Raw genomic sequence first — 16262 nt, 5'->3', positions numbered from 1 at the left:
CTTTCCCTGTCGTGGTTGTCACTGTCGCGGTCCTCATTGGCCCTGCGTGACCGGTGCCGTGCTGCCGGCCAGCTTCACGACGCGCTGGACGTAGATTCCCGGGGTCACGACCGACTCAGGATCCAACTCGCCGACCTCGACGATGTCGGATACCTGGGCAATCGCCACGGAGGCTGCCCCGACCATCAGCGGGCCGAAGTTCCTTGCCGTCTTGCGGTACACCAGGTTACCCAGGCGGTCACCGCGGTGTGCCTTAATGAGCGCGTAGTCGGCGGTCAGGGCGTTCTCCAACACGTAATCGCGACCATTGATGTGCCGGGTCTCCTTACCCTCGGCCAGCATCGTGCCGAAACCGGTCGGCGTGAAGAATCCGGCGATTCCCGCGCCGCCGGCCCGGATGCGTTCGGCCAGGGTGCCCTGTGGGACCAGTTCCAATTCCAGTTTGCCCGACCGGTACAGTCCGTCGAAGACCTGCGAGTCCACCTGGCGGGGAAAGGAACAGATGATCTTGCGCACCCGCCCGGCCTGCAGCAGCGCCGCCAGTCCGGTGGTGCCGTTGCCGGCGTTGTTGTTGACCACGGTCAGGTCTTTGGCGCCCTGCTCCAGCAGGGCGTCGATGAGTTCGACCGGTTGGCCGGCCGAGCCGAACCCGCCGATCATCACGGTGGAACCGTCGCGCACGTCCGCGACGGCCGCAGCCGCGCTGGCCACAATCTTCGAAATCATACAGTCCTCTGGGTGTGTTTCTGGTATCTGGTCTGTGTTCTGGTGCCTGGGGCATCGGTTGTCAGAACGGATAGCGCTCGATGTCGCTCTGCATCGTGACCCACTGGGTCTCGGTGAACGCCTCGATGTTCGCATCGGCGCCGCCGAAGCGCGACCCGGTTCCGGAGGCCCCGACCCCGCCGAACGGGATGATCGGCTCGTCGTCGACCGTCTGGTCGTTGATGTGCACGATGCCGCTGTGCATCCGGTCGGAGAGGGCGAGACCGCGCAGCGGATCCTTGGTGAGGATCGCCAGCGACAGGCCGTACTCGCTCTGGTTGACGATGTCGACGGCCTCGTCGAGGGAGGAGAACTTCATCACCGGGGCGACCGGACCGAACACCTCCTGCTCGAACGCCGGATGGTTCGGCTGACTGTCGGCCAGCACGGTCGGCCGGTAGAAGAGTCCCTCGTAGGTGCCGCCGGCAGTGAGCCTTGCTCCGGCTTCGACACTGCCGGTGACCAGTGAGTGGATACGGTCGCGCTGGTGCGCATCGATGACCGGGCCGAGCGCCGCATCCGTCGTCGCCCCGTTGCCTACCGGCAGGCCGTCGGCCGTAGCGGAGAGCCGTTCGACGTACTCGTCATAGATCCGCTCGTGGACGAGGTGGCGGCCCGTGGTCATGCAGACTTGGCCCTGGTGCAGGAACGAACCCCAGGCGCCGGCGGAGACTGCCTGCGGCACGTCGACGTCGTCGAGCACCAGCATGGCGTTGTTGCCGCCGAGTTCCAGGTGCACCCGTTTGAGGTGTTTGGCACCCAGTTGGCCGATGGCGCGCCCGGCGTTCGTCGAGCCGGTGAAGGAGATGACGCGGACGGCCGGATGCTCGATGAGCGCCGTTCCGGGCTCCACCGCGCCGGGCAGCACGTGGAACAGCCCGGCCGGTAGGCCGGCCTCCTCCAGGATGGCGGCGAAGGCCAGTCCGCCGGAGACTGCGGTGCGCGGATCCGGCTTCAGGATGACGGCGTTGCCCAGCGCGAGCGCCGGCGCGACCGAGCGCATCGAGAGGATCTGCGGGAAGTTGAACGGCGCGATGACGCCGACCACGCCGACCGGGATGCGGCGGGCCAAGCTGAGGCGCGGCTTACCGCTGCGGAGCAATTGCCCATACGGGGCGAGTGCGATGGCGGCGGCAGCGTAGAACAGACCCGAGACCATGTGGCTTTCGAAGGCGGCCTTGCCCTTGGCGGAGCCGGCTTCACGGATCAGCCAGTCGCCGAGCACATCGGCGTGCGTGTCGATCAGTTCGCCGGCGCGGCGGAGCACTGCGGCGCGCTGGTCGTAGCTCGTCGACGCCCACCCCTTCTGGGCCTCCACCGCCACCTCGGCTGCGCGAGCGACGTCCTGCGCATTGGCGACGCCGAATCTGCCGATGGCCGATTCGGTGGCCGGCTCCATGATGTCTTGGCTACCGCCGCTGCTGGTGACCCAGCCGGAACTGTAGACCTTCCCGTCCCATTCGGCGGGGTCGAAGAACGCCATTATTCCTCCCGGAACTATCCTGTACGCGAAGCGAACGCGAGTTCGTGATATGAACGTAACACGGAGCGCCACCGATCGCAACGGCCGCCGCCGGCGCGCTCACCGTGCGCGGATATCACGGCGTTGCTGACGCCGGATCTGGTGCCAGGATGATGTCGAATCTGACGCGACTCCAGGTGCGGTCTGCGATCTGGCGTCCGTCCGGCGTTGCAGTTCCGGATGGCTGTTCGACGAAGTCCCTGACCAGGGATTCTTTGACGCCGAACACGGTGTCGCTGCGCAACAGTTCGTCGCCGCGGACGAAGATGTGGGTGACCAGTGTGCGTTGGCCTGCGGCGGTGACCATGAAGTGCAGGTGCGCCGCGCGCATCGGCGAGCGGCCGACGGCCGCCAGCATTTTGCCCACCGGGCCGTCGTTCGGGATCGGATAGGGGGTAGGGGTGAGACCCCAGAACCGATATCCGCCGTGGTCATCGGCGAACAGGTGGGCGCGCCCAGCGACTCGGCTGTCGTCGTATTGCGCGTCGTAGAACCCCTTCTCGTCCGCCTGCCACACCTCGATGCGGGCGTGCGGCACCGGGCTGCCGTCGGTGTCGGTGATGGTGCCCTCGACCCAGCATGGTTGGCCGGGAGCACCGGCGGCGATATCGCCGCCCAGTTCGACTCGGGGCGACCCTTCAGCGAAGAATGGGCCGAAGACCGTTGCCTCTGTCGCATCCTGGTACGCCGGATTGTTAACGGCGATGGTCTGCATCGAGGCGCCGAGCACATCGGAGAGGAGCACGAACTCTTCCCGCTTGTCGTCGGTAATGTGACCGGCGGCGGTGAGAAACGCGATGCCACGGTTCCATTCGGCCTCCGTCAGGCGCACCTCTCGGATGAAGCCGTGCAGATGCCGGGTCAGCGACTGCATGATGAATCGCAGTCTGGGGTCGGGTGCGGCGTCGAAGGACGAGAGCACGTTGCTGAGTAGGCGCTCTTCGATGGCGACCTGCGCTGCGGAGACGTCGGTGTCATCCGGGTTGATTGGGGTCATGATTCCTCTTCTTCTGATCAGCTGAATCTTCAGCTGCCCGGTTCCTGGCCCGACCACGCCGCCGTGAGCAGAGTGGTCAGGTTGTCGGCCGTGACCGGTCGCGGGTTCGACGGGGGGATGGCGGCCAGGCTCAGTCGCACGGCCTCGGGGATGCTCGCTTCGGCAAGTCCGTAGTCGCGCAGCGCCCGCGGTGCGTGCAACCGGGAGCGCAGCTGCTGCAGACCGTCGACGGCGTCCGTCGCCCCGAGCCCTGCCGCGATCCGAGCGGCGGCCTCCGGCGCCGCCGCAGCATTGAACGCGAGCACGTACGGCAGCACGGTCGCGTGGGTTTCGGCGTGCGGAAGATTGAAGGCACCGCCGAGCACGTGGCAGATCTTGTGGTGCATTCCTGACCCGGCCGAGGCGAACGACACCGCCGCGAGGTAGGCGCCGTAGAGTGCCGGTTCCCGGCCGGCTCGACCTGTCGGATCGTCCTTCACGAGGGGGAGCCCCTCTGCCAGGGCTCGGATGCCTTCGGCGGCCAGCGCCCGGTTGATCGGATCGGTGCGCGGCGCCCACATCGAATCGACGCAGTGGGCCACCGCGTTGAGGCCGGACGCCACCGACAGGTCGACCGGCAGCGAGTAGGTGAGTTCCGGGTCGTAGATCGCCGTGGCCGGCAGCACCCGATTGTCGACCCCGGTTATCTTGCGCGCGCCCTCGGTGATGCCCCACACATTGGTGGCCTCGGACCCGGCATAGGTCGTGGGGACGGCGACGATCGGCAGAGACGAGGTCAACGCCACGGCCTTGGCCAGCCCGATCGCAGAGCCGCCACCGATCGCCACGAGCAGGTCGATCCCGGCCGACTCCGCCGCGGCCCGCGCCGCATCCGCCCTGGCCTGCGGCACGTGCTGTACGACGTCGTCGAAGTGCAGGGCCACGTCGACGCCGGTGATCACCGACTCGGCGGCGGCGATCTCTCGCGTTGAGGCGATCACCATGACCCTTCGGACGCCCAGGCGCGCAACCTCCGCCGCCAGGTGGCCGGCCGCGCCCCCGGCGCCGAACAGCACCCGCTGGCCCAGGGTCTCGTGCTCGAATGTTGTCATCGCTTCAGTGTCATCGTTTGAGTGTCATCGTTTGAGTGTCATCGTCTTCAGAGCCTCGATGGCCTCGGCTTCGGCGTCATAGCCGTACAGCCACCGGTTGTGTTCCAGCGGGTCCTCGTGGACAAGTCTGGCATCTCGGGCCTCTTGCGCTGGGCCGTCGGGCAGGTGGTTGATGTCTTTGCGTGCGTGACTCATTGTCTGGATGGTGGTGACACGGTCCATCCGCATCCGTTCGTAGGTCTTCAGGGCCTGCTGCGGAGAGTCGGTGCCGGCGGTCAGACACACGGCCAGCGCCGCAGCATCCTCGATGGCCTGCGCGGAGCCCTGGGCGAAGAACGGGAACATCGGGTGTGCGGCATCGCCGAGCAGACCGATCCGCCCAGCGCACCAGGACTCCAGCGGCGCCCGGTCGAGCAGCGCCCAGCGGCCTGGGACCGGGGCTGCGGTGATCAGTTCGGTCAGCCGGTGGTCCCAGCCTTCGAATTCCGCGAGGAACTCCTCGGTGGTGCCCACCGATGACCATGACTCGGTGGTGAAGTCGCCGGCCGGCGCGAAAGCAACCAAATTGATCGCTTTTCCGCCGGAGATCGGATAGTGCACCAGGTGATGGCCTGGCCCGATCCACAGTGTCTGGCTGGCCGCCCGGGCGAAGGCGGGTGCCTTCGTGGCGGGGACGATGGCCCGGTAGGCGCACATGCCGGAGTACTCAACCGACTGGGGGACCGACACGGCGTTGCGCACCACCGAGTGGATGCCGTCGGCACCGATCACGAGGTCGGCGGTTTCGGCCGGGCCGTCGGCGAATCGGATGCGCACGCTGTGCTCGGTCTGCTCCAGCGCCACACACCGTCGACCCAGGCGGATGCGTTCGGGCGGGACTGCGGCACGTAGCACCTCCACGAGGTCGGCGCGGTGAGCGGTGAAGGTCTGCTCGCCGTACAGGCGGAGGCAGGATTCGCCCAGCTCCTGAGAGAACAGCACCGATCCGTCGTCCCATCGGCGAAACTCCCAGCCGACCTGCAGCGGTACGGCCTTGGCCAGAAACGCGTCGAAGGTCCCCAGCCTGCGGACCAGGCGAGCCGCGTTGGGCGAGACCACCAATCCGGCGCCCACCTCACCGAGTGAGGCCGCCTGCTCGTACAGCGTGACGTCCAGATGCGCCCGGTGCAGGAAGGCTGCCGCGGCGAGCCCGCCGATGCCGCCGCCGATGACCGCGATCCTGAGGGGAGAGGTGCTGGCGGTGGAAGCATGTCGGTCGGATGTCGGGGGCATGGATCCCATTGTTTTGCCGCTGCTCCGTCGAAGTCCATAAGATGTCCATCCAGCGGACAGTTTTTTGTCCCTGGGATGAAATCAGGTGGTCGTCGGTGAGAAGTGGTGAGGTCTCGCGCACCACGCTGGATCGGGCGCTCGCCGTGCTGGCGGTGTTCTCCGCCGAGCGACCCCGTCTCACCCTGGCCGAGATCACCAGACGGGTGGGGCTGCCGCACTCGACGTGCCACCGCATCGTCGGCGAACTGGCCGGATGGGGAGCGCTCGAGCGCGATGACAGCCGCGGCTTCACGATTGGGCTGCGCCTGTGGGAGCTGGGGACTCTGGCCCCGCGTGCGCTCTCGCTGCAGGCCGCCGCCGCGCCGTTCATGGAGGACCTCTACGAGGCCACGCGCCAGCACGTGCAATTGGCGATCCTCGATGGCACCGAAGCGGTCGTGGTGGAGCGGCGCTCTGCCGCGGATGCGGTCGGGATCGTTTCGGGAGTCGGTGGGCGCTTGCCGTTGCACTGCACTGGGGTGGGCCAGGTGCTGCTCGCTCATGCGGGGCAGGAGTTGTTCGCCCGGGTGGTCGAGCAAGGGCTGGAGCGGTTCACGGAACGCACGATCGTGTCCGGCCGCGCACTTCGTGCAGCGTTGGCTCAGTGCCGTCTCGTCGGCTACGCCACGGTGCGGGGCGAACGCAGCCCCGGTGTCGATTCGGTGGCGGCGAAGGTGTCCGGCCGAAACGGCACGGTCGTCGGGGCGCTCTCCGTCGTGTGTCAGACTCCGACGGACGTGCGCTCCCTGGGGCTGGCCGTTGTCGCGGCCGGCCGGGGTATCTCCCGAAGCTTGGGCGGACTCTAGCGCGGCTCGCCGACGAAGGCGTGCGCATCCACCCAGGACGGGAACGAGATAGTTTTCGCGTCGATCACGAGCGGACGCGTTCGCGGTGTGCTGAGGATTTCCGCCACGGCGTTCAGGTCGTCGAGCGAGCGCACAGTGATTCCGTCGCAGCCGAAGCCCCGGGCAATGGCCGCGATGTCGGTATCGGGGAATTGCACGATGTCGAGGGGAAGGTCCCCGTGCCCGAAGTGGTGCACCTCTGCTCCGTAGGCGCTGTCGTTGTGCACGACCACGACCAGCGGCAACCCGAGCCGCACCGCGGTGTCGAGTTCAACCAGGCTCATCATGAAACCGCCGTCACCGACGCCGACCACGGGTAGTCGGCGCGGCTGCGCGAGCGCGGCGCCGATCCCGGCGGCCAGGGACAGCCCGATGCATTGGAATCCGAGGGGCAGACAGTAGCCGCGATCATCCGGCACCTGCAGGTACATCGCCGAATACTCGGTGAAGCTGCCCGCGTCGGAGGAGACGACGCGCTCCGTGGGCAGAATGTCGTCGAGCGCGATGGCGAGCACACGTGGATCGATGCGCGCATCGTCGGTGGCCGGGGTGAACGGCTGATCGCGCCACCGGCGTCCGGTGGTCAGGATCTCGGCGGTGTGAGCCGTACGGTAACCGACGCGTGTGTTCTGGTTCTTCAGCACCTCGGCGACGGCGTTCGCGGTCAGCGCCGAGTCGCCGGTCACCGTGGCCTGCACCCGACGGTGCAGTGAAAAAGCGGCGCGGTCGATGTCCACCTGCACCACGTTCGTGTCACCGATCAACTCGCCGTTGCGGGTGGTCCAGCGGTTGAGGGAGGCGCCGAAGGCGACGATCAGGTCGGCATTCTGGATCAGCTCCGCCATCGGTGCGGTGGCGAAGCCGCCCATGACATCCACGGTCCACGGATCGCCGTTGAACAGGCCGCGCGCCATGGCGGTGGTGGCCAGCAGGGCACCGGACGCTTCGGCCAGCCGGATCAACTCCGCCCGGGCCCCGAAGGCGCCGCGGCCGGCCAGGACCACCGGGCGTAGCGCCGCTGCCAGTCGCGCGGCCAGATCGGCGATCGCCGCGGCCGAGGGCGCCGGCGGCGTCGGTGCATCCGGCAGATCGTCCGCGGATCCACTCCAGTCGATCTGGGCCACCTGCACATCCAGCGGCAGTCCCAGCACGACGGTCCGGCCGGTCCGAGCGATCAGGAAGGCACGCGCGGCATCCGCCAACGCGGTGTGCGGCGACTCGAGCCGGATGGCCACCGCCCCGAGTGCTTCGACGGCGGCGGCCTGGTCGATCCAGAAGTTGGACGTCTTCATCGTTCCTGGCACCGCGCCGGCGATCACCAGTAGCGGGGTGTGAGCCTTGACCGCCTCGGCAATGCCCGTCATCGCGTTGGTCAGACCGGGACCCTGGTGCACGCTGGCGATGCTCACGCGGCGAGCGAGCCGGGCATAGCCGTCGGCCATCGTGGTCGCGCCGTTTTCGTGACGGGCGGCGACGTACTGCGCGCCGCCGGCCACCAGCGCGGTCGTTACCTCGAAGTTGCCGCTACCGGCGACTCCGAACACCCGGTCGGCACCCCACTGGGCCAGGGACCTGCCGACGGCTTCGCTGACCTTCATCCGTGCGTGCCCGGTGCGGTGGTCCCGGCCGGTTTGGATGCCTTGGCGAGTTGGATCTGCTCCCAGACGTGGGTGCGCAGCTCGGTAAATCGGGCAGAGGAGCGCGTGCTGATCTGGTCGCGGTCGTCGGGTAGGTCGATGGTGAGGTCTTCCTGCACAACGGTGGGGGAGTTGGACAGCACCAGTACGCGCTGGGCGAGGTAGACGGATTCGTCGATGTCGTGGGTGATGAACAGGATGGTGACGCCGAGTTTCTTCCAGATGTCGCGGATCAGGTCTTCCAGGTCGGCGCGGGTCTGCGCGTCGACGGCGGCGAAGGGTTCGTCCATGAGCAGCACCTGGGGGCGGTAGGCCACGGCCCGGGCGATCGCGACGCGCTGTTGCATGCCGCCGGAGAGTTGCCAGGGATAACTGTCGGGCACGTGGGACAGTTCCACGGCTTTCAGCGCGTCGTCGACGAGTTTGGTCCGTTCCGCCTTGGGCACCCGCGCGTTTTTCAGCGGCAGCTCGACGTTGTCGCGCACGCTCATCCACGGGAACAGGGACCGGCCGTATTCCTGGAAGACGATGGCCATCGCCTTGGGCGGCTCGGTGACCGTCTCACCCTTGAGTTGGATGGTGCCGGCGGTGGGGGTGAGCAATCCGGCGATGCATTTCAGCAGTGTGGTCTTGCCGGCGCCGGACGGGCCCACGACGCAGACCAACTCGCCAGCGGCGACATCAAAGGTGAGGTTGCGTACGGCTTCGATCTCGCCGCCTTCAACCTGATACACCTTCTTCAGGCCCTGAACCGACAGCATGGTCTGCGTCGAGTCGGTCGCAACGCGGGCGGTGGCTGGCTCGTTAACTGTCACGTTGTACCTCTTTCAATCCGCGGTACCAACGCAGTACCTTGCCCTCCACGGCCTTGGAGACCAGGGAGAGTGCGATGCCGATGAAGCCCAGCACGGCAATGCCGGACCACATTTCGGGAATGGCGAAACCGCGCTGGAACAGCACGATGGTGAAGCCTAGTCCGGAGAACCCGCCGAACATTTCGGAGATCACCATGAGGATCAGGCCGATCGACAGAGACTGCCGGATGCCGGTCATGATCTGCGGAGTGGCCGAGGGCAGCACGAGATAGCGCAGCCGGGCGAATCCGTTGATGCGGTAGGTACGGCTGGTGTTGATCAGTACGTCGTCCACGGCGCGTACTCCCTCGACCGTGTTCAGTAGCACCGGCCAAATCGCGCCGGAGATGATCACGACGATGCGCATCTGGTCGTTGGCGCCGATCAGCAGCAGCAACAGCGGCACCAGCACCGGCGGCGGGATCGCGCGGAAGAACTCGAGCACCGGCTCGGTGAGCGAGCGCAGCCAACGGTAGGAGCCGATCAGCACGCCGAACACGATGCCGAACACGATGGTGGCCACCAAGCCGATGAACAGCCGGATCACGCTGGGCAGGAAGTCGGTGAGGAACCGTTCGCCACCCCACACCTTCACGAAGGTCTCGCCGAGTTTCTGCGGCGTCGGCACGTAGAAGTTGGTCGGGCCGAGGGTCAGCGCCCACCACATGATGATCAGCAGCAACGGCAGGCCGACGAAGTAGGCGACTCGCTTCAGGGCGCTCATGCGATCACCTCGCTGCGGATCGACGAATGCCAGGCGAGCGTCTTCTTCTCGATCAGTCGCATTCCGAAGTTGATGATGACCCCGATCATCCCGGTTGCCACGATCAGCGCGTACATTTCCGGCACGGCGCCACCGGACTGGGTCAACGCGATCTGGTAGCCGAGGCCCGGGGAACCGATGATCAACTCCGCGGTGATCGCGAGGATGAGGGCGACCGCCGACGCGAGCCGGATGCCCGTCATCAGATACGGAAGCACGGTCGGCCACACCACGTAGCGGGCCCTGGCCACTGGACCGAGCCCATAGCTTCTGGCCGTGTTCTCGGCGACGGGGTCGACATCCGCGACCCCGTACAACACCTGCAGCAGCACCTGCCAGAAGGAGGCGTAAATCACCAGCAGTAGGGACGACTCGATCTTCACCCCGAACAACAGCACCGCCAACGGGATCAACGCCACCGAAGGGATCGGCCGCAGGAACTCGATGGTCGTGTAGGTCGCCCTGCTGAGGAACGAACTGGACCCGATGATCAGGCCCAGAATCACCGCCGCGACGATCGACACCGCCAGACCGATCGTCCACGCCAGCATGGTCTCACCGACGTCGTTCCAGAACGCTGCCTGGCCAAAGTAATCAACCAGGGTCACCAGCACCTTGCTGGCCGGAGGCAGAAAACGCTCCTGCACCAGACCCAGCCGAGGAACCGCCTCCCAGGCGAGCAGGAACAGCAGGATGCCCGTCGCTCCGAGCGCCGGACCGGCCACTCGCCTTCTGGACATCCTGCTGTTCGTGCTCGACACTCGAGGCTCGACTTTCTTTTCTGTTGACTTCGAAGGTTACGGCAGCAGGGAGTCCAGGTCGGGTGCCTTGGACAGGGTGCCGTACTTCGCGGCCGCCTCGCCGAGCTTCTTCAGCGCGTCACGGTTGAAGTCGGCGTGGAACTTTGGAAGCACCATCTTGTCCAGTTGGTCAGCAGTCATCTTCGTGTAGGTGGTGACGATCTGCTTGACCTCGTCCGGGTGGCTGTCCGCATACTCGAGTGATTTGTTCATCGCTGTCGTGAATGCCTTGGTGAGCTCCGGCTTCTCTTTGACCGTCTTGGCCAGGGTGAAGTAGCCGGCAATGTCCAGCTTCGGGTCGAACGCGGAGAAGTTGTAGGTGATCACGCGCGCGCCGTGGGACACTGCGGAGTCGAGGAACGGTGCCAGAATCCACGCGGCGTCGACCTGCTTGTTGGTGACCGCGGCCTCGGCATCCGGGAACGCCACCTCGACGAACTTGATCTTCGAGGAGTCGCCTCCGTCTTCGTCGACAACCGTGCGGATGGTGGTGTCACCAATGTTCTGCAGGTTGTTCACCGAAATCGTCTTGCCGGACAGATCGGCTGGGGTCTTGATCGGAGAGTCCGCCGGCACGATGACGGCGCCGAAGTCGGGATCACCCGCGGTGGAGTTGCCGTTGGTCACATATTTAAGGCCGAGTCCCTTGTCGTTGGCGACCATGGTGGACACGTAGTTTCCGAAGGCGAAATCGTAGCTGCCGGCGACGACTCCTGGCACCGACGCGGCACCACCTGTGGTCGGCTGCACGGTGACATCCAAGCCCTCGTCCTTGAAGAAGCCCTTCTTCACGCCGAGCCAGATCGGTGCGGTGTCGACGATCGGGATGACGCCGACCGTGATTTTGGTGGGGGCCTTGGCGTCGGGTGTGGAATCGCCGGAGTTCGAGGCGGGAGCCGCCTGGCCGCAGGCGCTGAGCGCCAAGACGGACAGTGCAGCCACCCCGAGCAGAATGGATTTCCTCATGGTGTCACTCCTTTGTGGTGATGCTAGTGGGCTGTGTATCTGTTCGGCATACGAACAGGTGTTCTCTATACATTATGAGCGACGCGGTTCGGCGTCAAGTTCGCGGCTGAAATCGTGGGTTGCGTAGAGCCAATCCGTGTAGCGGTAGTCCTGCGGATCGCGGCCGGAGAACAGCAGGTTCCGCAGCGTGCGCGCAATGCCGTCGACGTGCCACGATTCGCCCCACAGCCTCGCCGTGCGTTGCACACGAGCGGTGTGCGGGGCCCGGATGCGGGTGAACTCGCGGATCGCCTCGTCCCAGCCGTCCGCACCGGCATCCGCGCCGAAGACCGAACCGGCCACGGTGGACTGCAGCACTCGCGCATCTTCGATCGACTGGCAGGCGCCTTGGGCGAGGTACTGCAGCATCGGGTGTGCGGCGTCGCCCAGGAGCAGCAGCCTGCCGTCCACCCACTCGCTGATGGGGTCGCGGTCGTACATGAGCCAATGACGGTCTCGCGGAACGTACTGCAACGCATGCCGGATCTGTTCGGTGCACGCAGAGAACGCGGCATCCACTTCGTCGGGCAGCCCCCAGTCGCTTTCCCCGCGCAGGAACGCCGGCGACTGGAACACCGCCACCTGGTTGAGCAGCTGGCCGTGTTGCTGCGTGTCCTTGCGGATCGGGTACTGCACGAAATGGCAGCCCGGCCCGATGAAGGCCACCACGTTGTCGAGGTCGGCCTCGAGGTCGACCTCGCTCATTCGGCAGGTTCCCCGGTAAGCGACGAACCCGGAGGGAATGGGCACGTCATCTGACAGTGCGCCGCGCAGGGTGGAGCCGAGACCGTCCGCACCGACGACGAGGCGGGCCTCGAACCTCGCGCCGCCGACCGCCGTGGCGACGGCGCCGTCGCCCACGGTGTCCACGCGTTCGATCTTCTGGTTGGTGACGAGCGTGACGCCCGCCCGCTCGGCCTCGCGCAACAAGATGCCCAGGAGGTCGCTGCGGTGCGCCACAAGGTAGGGTCCGCCGTACCGGCTCTCGAACTCGGCGCCCAGGTCCTGTCTGGCCAACTCGTGTCCGTCGATGGCGTCCTTGATCACCAGAGCCTGCGGGCGCACGCCGAACGACATCATCTCGTCGAGGAGGCCCCATTCGGCGAGCACCCTGGTCCCGTTCGGTGCGAGTTCGAGGCCGGCACCCACCTCGTGGAAGTCCGGCTCTTGCTCGACGACGGTGACCGTCGCACCTGCCCTGGTCAGACCGACCGCTGTCGCGAGCCCGGCGATGCCACCGCCGACGACCAGAACATCCGTCGCTGATCGATGTGCGGCATTCAAATCCATAGTGAGCCTCTCGTCGGAACGCGATGTGTGCGCCACCGTGCTCGGCCGCGCGCCTCTTAGTGAAGAACCCTGGACGATCTGCGGCCAGGCCGCAACAAAATTCTGGCACGTGGAACTGTAGGGCGACTGAGGGGCAGTCGACAGCAGCATCTTACGCAGGCTACAGCGCCGGTGCTGTTGTAGAGTTCCTGCATGCAGAATGCCCCGCAGAAGCGCAAGCCCACCTATTCGCTCGAATCGGTGGACAACGCGCTCCATTTGATTCAAGTGCTGCGCGACGAGGGCAGGTTGCGCCTGAAGGATGCCGCCCAGCAGCTGGGCATCGCGCCGTCGACTGCGCATCGGCTGATGGCCATGCTGGTGTATCGCGGATTCGCTGTGCAGGACGAGTCGCGCACCTATCTGCCCGGTCCCTCCGTCGGCGTGCCGCCGGTTTTTGTGGGGTGGACCAAACAGCTGCGCCGTCTCGCCCAGCCGCACCTCGAACTGCTGCTGGGCCGATTGGGTGAGACGGTCAACCTGATGATTCGGGTGGGCACTTCCGTGCGGTTTCTTCAGACGATCGAGTCGTCGCGGTTCTTGCGGGTCGGTGATCGTCAGGGGTCGGTGTTGCCTGCGCGGCACGCCTCGGGCGGCAAGGCCATGCTGGCGGAACTGGACACGACTCACCTGGCCAGGTTGTACCAGGCCCAGGGCTCGGCATTCTCCGCCGACCGGATGTCAGCGCGCGAATTCGACAGCCTCGTCGCGGAGCTGCGTCGGGTGCGCGACGACGGCTATGCCGTGAACACGGAGGAGACCGAGGAGGGACTCGTGGCCGTCGGCGCCGTGCTGACCAATCGCTCGGGTGTCGCCGTCGGAGCGTTTTCGGTGGCTGCGCCGGCCATTCGTTCGAGCGACCTCCTTAAAGAGGACTCGATTGGCCTGATCTTGGCCACGCGCGCCGGCATCGAGCGGGACATTGCCGGGCTGAGCCTGGACGACGCATAGTGACGGCAGGATTGGTTTGCGAGTATGCCCCCGGTGTGGCTACGAACGACGCGGTCGATAGCCGACAAGGCCCGCCTCGATCTGGGCCACACAATTCCGGATCGCTGGCACGTAAAGCTCGGCAAGATCCGAGATGGTCTTGCGCGCAGCATGAGCGGAGACGTTCACCGCGGCGATCACCTTGCCCTGCTGGTCTCGCACCGGCACCGCAACCCCTCGCAGGCCCTCTTCAAGCTCTTGGTCGACGGTGGCCCAGCCCCGCTCCGCGGTCTCCGCGATTTCTCGGCGTAAGTCGTCGATGGAACGGACCGTGCGCTCCGAGCGACGGTTTTGTTCCAAACGGGCCAGGTAAGCTTCGGACCGGTCGGCGGGAAGCCCAGCCAGCAGTACCCGCCCCATTGACGTGGTGTGTGCGCGGAATCTGGTCCCAATACTGATCTGGATAGAGCTCAGCCGTGAGCTCGTGGCCAAATCGATATAGACGATCTCATCACCATCGAGAACTGTAAGTGATGCCGTCTCACTGAGTTCGCGGGCAAGGTCCCGCAGGTGCGGCCTGGCGACCTCGACGAGTGACATGCTCGACAAGTAGGCATAGCCCAGTTGAAGCACGCGGGGGGTCAGAGTGAAACGACGTCCCTCCGAATCCGCATAGCCGAGGTCCTGGAGCGTCAGCAAGAGGCGCCTCGCCGTCGCCCGTGTGAGTCCGGTTGCCGCCGCGATGTCACTCAGCGTCTGACTCTGGTGCTCGGCGTCGAATGCCTGGATGACCTGCAACACGCGTTCTGCCGCGCGAACGTAGTAGGGCTCACGGTCGGGTGATTCGCCCTTGGGCATTGGTCGCCTCTCGTTCTTCTGTACGTACTGCGCACATCGGAGACTACATCGGAATGCTGGCTGGGACCGAATCGGACCGTGTCGCTCTGCGCCTCGAGACGGTTTTTGCGATGTGTCCGAAAAAGATCCTTGACGCACGCGAATTTGCACTCTATGTTCTTTCTGAGAACAATAGTTCGCTAGGCGCGCAATTCTTGATTATCAAGACCTGCCCGCTTCGCTCGGAGACGGTGGTGTCTCCGATCTCCAATCACACCGAGGTGAGCAATGATCGAACGCAGAATCAAGCGGGTTTACCCCATCGTTGCCGGAGCAGCCGTCGCGGCGATGCTTTTGGCTGGATGCTCTGCCCCAGGGCAGAGTGCCAAATCGGATACCGGTGCCAGCGACAAGGGCCCGATCAAGATTGCCGTTGTCGACGCGCAGAGCGGTCAGCTGAGTTCGCTGGGCGCGTGGGAGTACAAGGGTGTCAAGCTGGCAGTGGAACAAATCAATAAGGCGGGGGGCATTGAGGGCCGGCAGATCAAGCTTTCCCTGTATGACGACCAAGGCGACCCGACCGTGAGTACGAACTTGGCCCACAAGGTTGCCAGCGACGGAAACATTGTCGTCATGGGTACCGCGGAAAGCGCGGACTCGCTGGCCATGGCACCGATTCTCCAGCAGGAAAAAATTCCTATGGTGACATCCGGCCAATCGCCGAAGCTCGGGCAACTCCACAACCCGTTCGTCTTTCTGAATTCGCCGCCCAGCACTGCGTTCGACCAGACCTTGGCGAAGTATCTTCTGAACAAGAACTACAAGTCGATCGCGATGATCAGTAACAACGGCTCCTACGGTGTCGGCGAACATGATGCTTTTTCTGCTGCGCTCAAGGATGCCGGGGCCACTCCGGTAGCGGATCAAGTGGTTACCCCGGACCAAAAGGATTTCAGCTCCGCGCTGACCACGATTCGCCAAGCGAAGCCTGACGTATTGTTCATCGGTGCTGAGGAGGTGGAATCGGGCCTGATCGCCAAGCAAGCACGTCAGCTCGGCATCGACGCGGTGATTGCCGGCGGAGCGCCCATCGGCACTCCCGTCTACCTCCAGACCGCCGGTGAGGCAATTGCCGAGGGGTCCGTTTGCAGCACGCCATACATCGGCAACAACGCGAACGCCGCAACCAAGAAATTCGCGGCGGAGTACAAGGCTGCGTACGGTGAGGAAGCGGAGTTCCACGGAGCCAAGGCATACGACGGCACGCAAATCGTCATCCAGGCGCTGAAGAATACGAAGGTTGGCACCGGCGCAACGCTCGCCGAGGCTATCCGGTCGATCAAGTACGACGGCCTCGTTGGCCACTTTGAATTCGATGCAGACGGAAATGGCGTTCACGAAACGCAGATCGCAATCATCAAGGGCGGCGCTCTCGTGCCGGAGAAGTAGCCGGCTAGCCTGCTGGCGAGCATCGTCCCGAGAGACGTTCGATCGCCTCTCGGGACGAGACTCACTCCTTCAGTCACTCACCCAGTCCGTCATGACCGGCGAGTCCGGTATCGTTCCCGATCACACA

Annotated in this window: 15 protein-coding genes; 3 read left to right on the top strand and 12 right to left on the bottom strand. The window is 65.4% G+C overall.

Translation table 11 applies throughout. From position 1 onward, the window contains the following. Positions 1 to 33: 33 nt before the first annotated feature. From ABFX56_RS12965 to ABFX56_RS12945, 5 genes are all read right to left on the bottom strand, one after another. Entirely contained in the window at positions 34 to 726 is a 693-nt protein-coding gene (locus ABFX56_RS12965; protein WP_346233755.1) for a 3-oxoacid CoA-transferase subunit A, read from the bottom strand. A gap of 61 nt (positions 727 to 787) precedes the next feature. Beyond that, a complete protein-coding gene (locus tag ABFX56_RS12960) occupies positions 788 to 2248 on the bottom strand; it encodes a benzaldehyde dehydrogenase (RefSeq protein ID WP_346233754.1) in 1461 nt (486 codons plus the stop codon). A 115-nt stretch (positions 2249 to 2363) separates the two neighbouring features. Further along, entirely contained in the window at positions 2364 to 3284 is a 921-nt protein-coding gene (locus ABFX56_RS12955) for a dioxygenase family protein (protein WP_346233753.1), read from the bottom strand. A gap of 29 nt (positions 3285 to 3313) precedes the next feature. Then, the gene (locus tag ABFX56_RS12950; protein ID WP_346233752.1) at positions 3314 to 4375 is read right to left on the bottom strand and encodes a maleylacetate reductase; all 1062 of its coding nucleotides are present in this window, start codon (positions 4373 to 4375) and stop codon (positions 3314 to 3316) included. A 24-nt stretch (positions 4376 to 4399) separates the two neighbouring features. Then, complete coding sequence (locus ABFX56_RS12945; protein ID WP_346233751.1) at positions 4400 to 5647, bottom strand: FAD-dependent monooxygenase; 1248 nt, start codon at positions 5645 to 5647, stop codon at positions 4400 to 4402. A gap of 95 nt (positions 5648 to 5742) precedes the next feature. On the opposite strand from ABFX56_RS12945, the gene ABFX56_RS12940 reads away from it, so the two are divergent. Continuing rightward, complete coding sequence (locus tag ABFX56_RS12940) at positions 5743 to 6492, top strand: IclR family transcriptional regulator (RefSeq protein WP_346233750.1); 750 nt, start codon at positions 5743 to 5745, stop codon at positions 6490 to 6492. Here ABFX56_RS12940 and ABFX56_RS12935 read toward each other — a convergent pair. The 6 genes from ABFX56_RS12935 to ABFX56_RS12910 all read right to left on the bottom strand — a co-directional run bounded on the left by ABFX56_RS12935 (position 6489) and on the right by ABFX56_RS12910 (position 12880). Beyond that, on the bottom strand, positions 6489 to 8129 hold the full coding sequence (locus tag ABFX56_RS12935; RefSeq protein WP_346233749.1) for a thiamine pyrophosphate-binding protein: 1641 nt from the start codon (positions 8127 to 8129) through the stop codon (positions 6489 to 6491). The two genes, ABFX56_RS12940 and ABFX56_RS12935, sit on opposite strands and share 4 nt — an antisense overlap. Next, on the bottom strand, positions 8126 to 8929 hold the full coding sequence (locus ABFX56_RS12930; RefSeq protein WP_346233798.1) for an ABC transporter ATP-binding protein: 804 nt from the start codon (positions 8927 to 8929) through the stop codon (positions 8126 to 8128). Before ABFX56_RS12930 ends, ABFX56_RS12935 begins: the two co-directional genes overlap by 4 nt. A 43-nt stretch (positions 8930 to 8972) precedes the next feature. Beyond that, positions 8973 to 9746: an ABC transporter permease gene (locus tag ABFX56_RS12925; RefSeq protein WP_346233748.1), complete on the bottom strand. Its 774-nt coding sequence runs from the start codon at positions 9744 to 9746 to the stop codon at positions 8973 to 8975. After that, the gene (locus tag ABFX56_RS12920) at positions 9743 to 10525 is read right to left on the bottom strand and encodes an ABC transporter permease (protein WP_346233747.1); all 783 of its coding nucleotides are present in this window, start codon (positions 10523 to 10525) and stop codon (positions 9743 to 9745) included. Before ABFX56_RS12920 ends, ABFX56_RS12925 begins: the two co-directional genes overlap by 4 nt. A gap of 57 nt (positions 10526 to 10582) precedes the next feature. Further along, the gene (locus tag ABFX56_RS12915; RefSeq protein WP_346233746.1) at positions 10583 to 11551 is read right to left on the bottom strand and encodes an ABC transporter substrate-binding protein; all 969 of its coding nucleotides are present in this window, start codon (positions 11549 to 11551) and stop codon (positions 10583 to 10585) included. Between the two features lie 72 nt (positions 11552 to 11623). Then, a complete protein-coding gene (locus tag ABFX56_RS12910; RefSeq protein ID WP_346233745.1) occupies positions 11624 to 12880 on the bottom strand; it encodes an FAD-dependent oxidoreductase in 1257 nt (418 codons plus the stop codon). Between the two features lie 192 nt (positions 12881 to 13072). On the opposite strand from ABFX56_RS12910, the gene ABFX56_RS12905 reads away from it, so the two are divergent. Then, positions 13073 to 13870, top strand: a complete 798-nt coding sequence (locus ABFX56_RS12905; protein WP_346233744.1) for an IclR family transcriptional regulator — start codon at positions 13073 to 13075, stop codon at positions 13868 to 13870. 39 nt (positions 13871 to 13909) lie between these two features. On the opposite strand, the gene ABFX56_RS12900 is transcribed toward ABFX56_RS12905, so the two are convergent. Further along, entirely contained in the window at positions 13910 to 14707 is a 798-nt protein-coding gene (locus ABFX56_RS12900) for an IclR family transcriptional regulator domain-containing protein (RefSeq protein WP_346233743.1), read from the bottom strand. 267 nt (positions 14708 to 14974) lie between these two features. On the opposite strand from ABFX56_RS12900, the gene ABFX56_RS12895 reads away from it, so the two are divergent. Next, positions 14975 to 16135 carry an ABC transporter substrate-binding protein gene (locus tag ABFX56_RS12895; RefSeq protein WP_346233742.1) on the top strand — a complete coding sequence of 387 codons (1161 nt, stop codon included), beginning with the start codon at positions 14975 to 14977 and terminating at the stop codon, positions 16133 to 16135. Positions 16136 to 16262 lie beyond the last annotated feature (127 nt).

It is taken from the genome of Parafrigoribacterium mesophilum, from assembly GCF_039652555.1.
GTDB lineage: Bacteria > Actinomycetota > Actinomycetes > Actinomycetales > Microbacteriaceae > Parafrigoribacterium > Parafrigoribacterium mesophilum.
The sequence above is the reverse complement of the archived record's forward strand: the minus strand, read 5'-3'. Positions and strand labels throughout refer to the sequence as shown.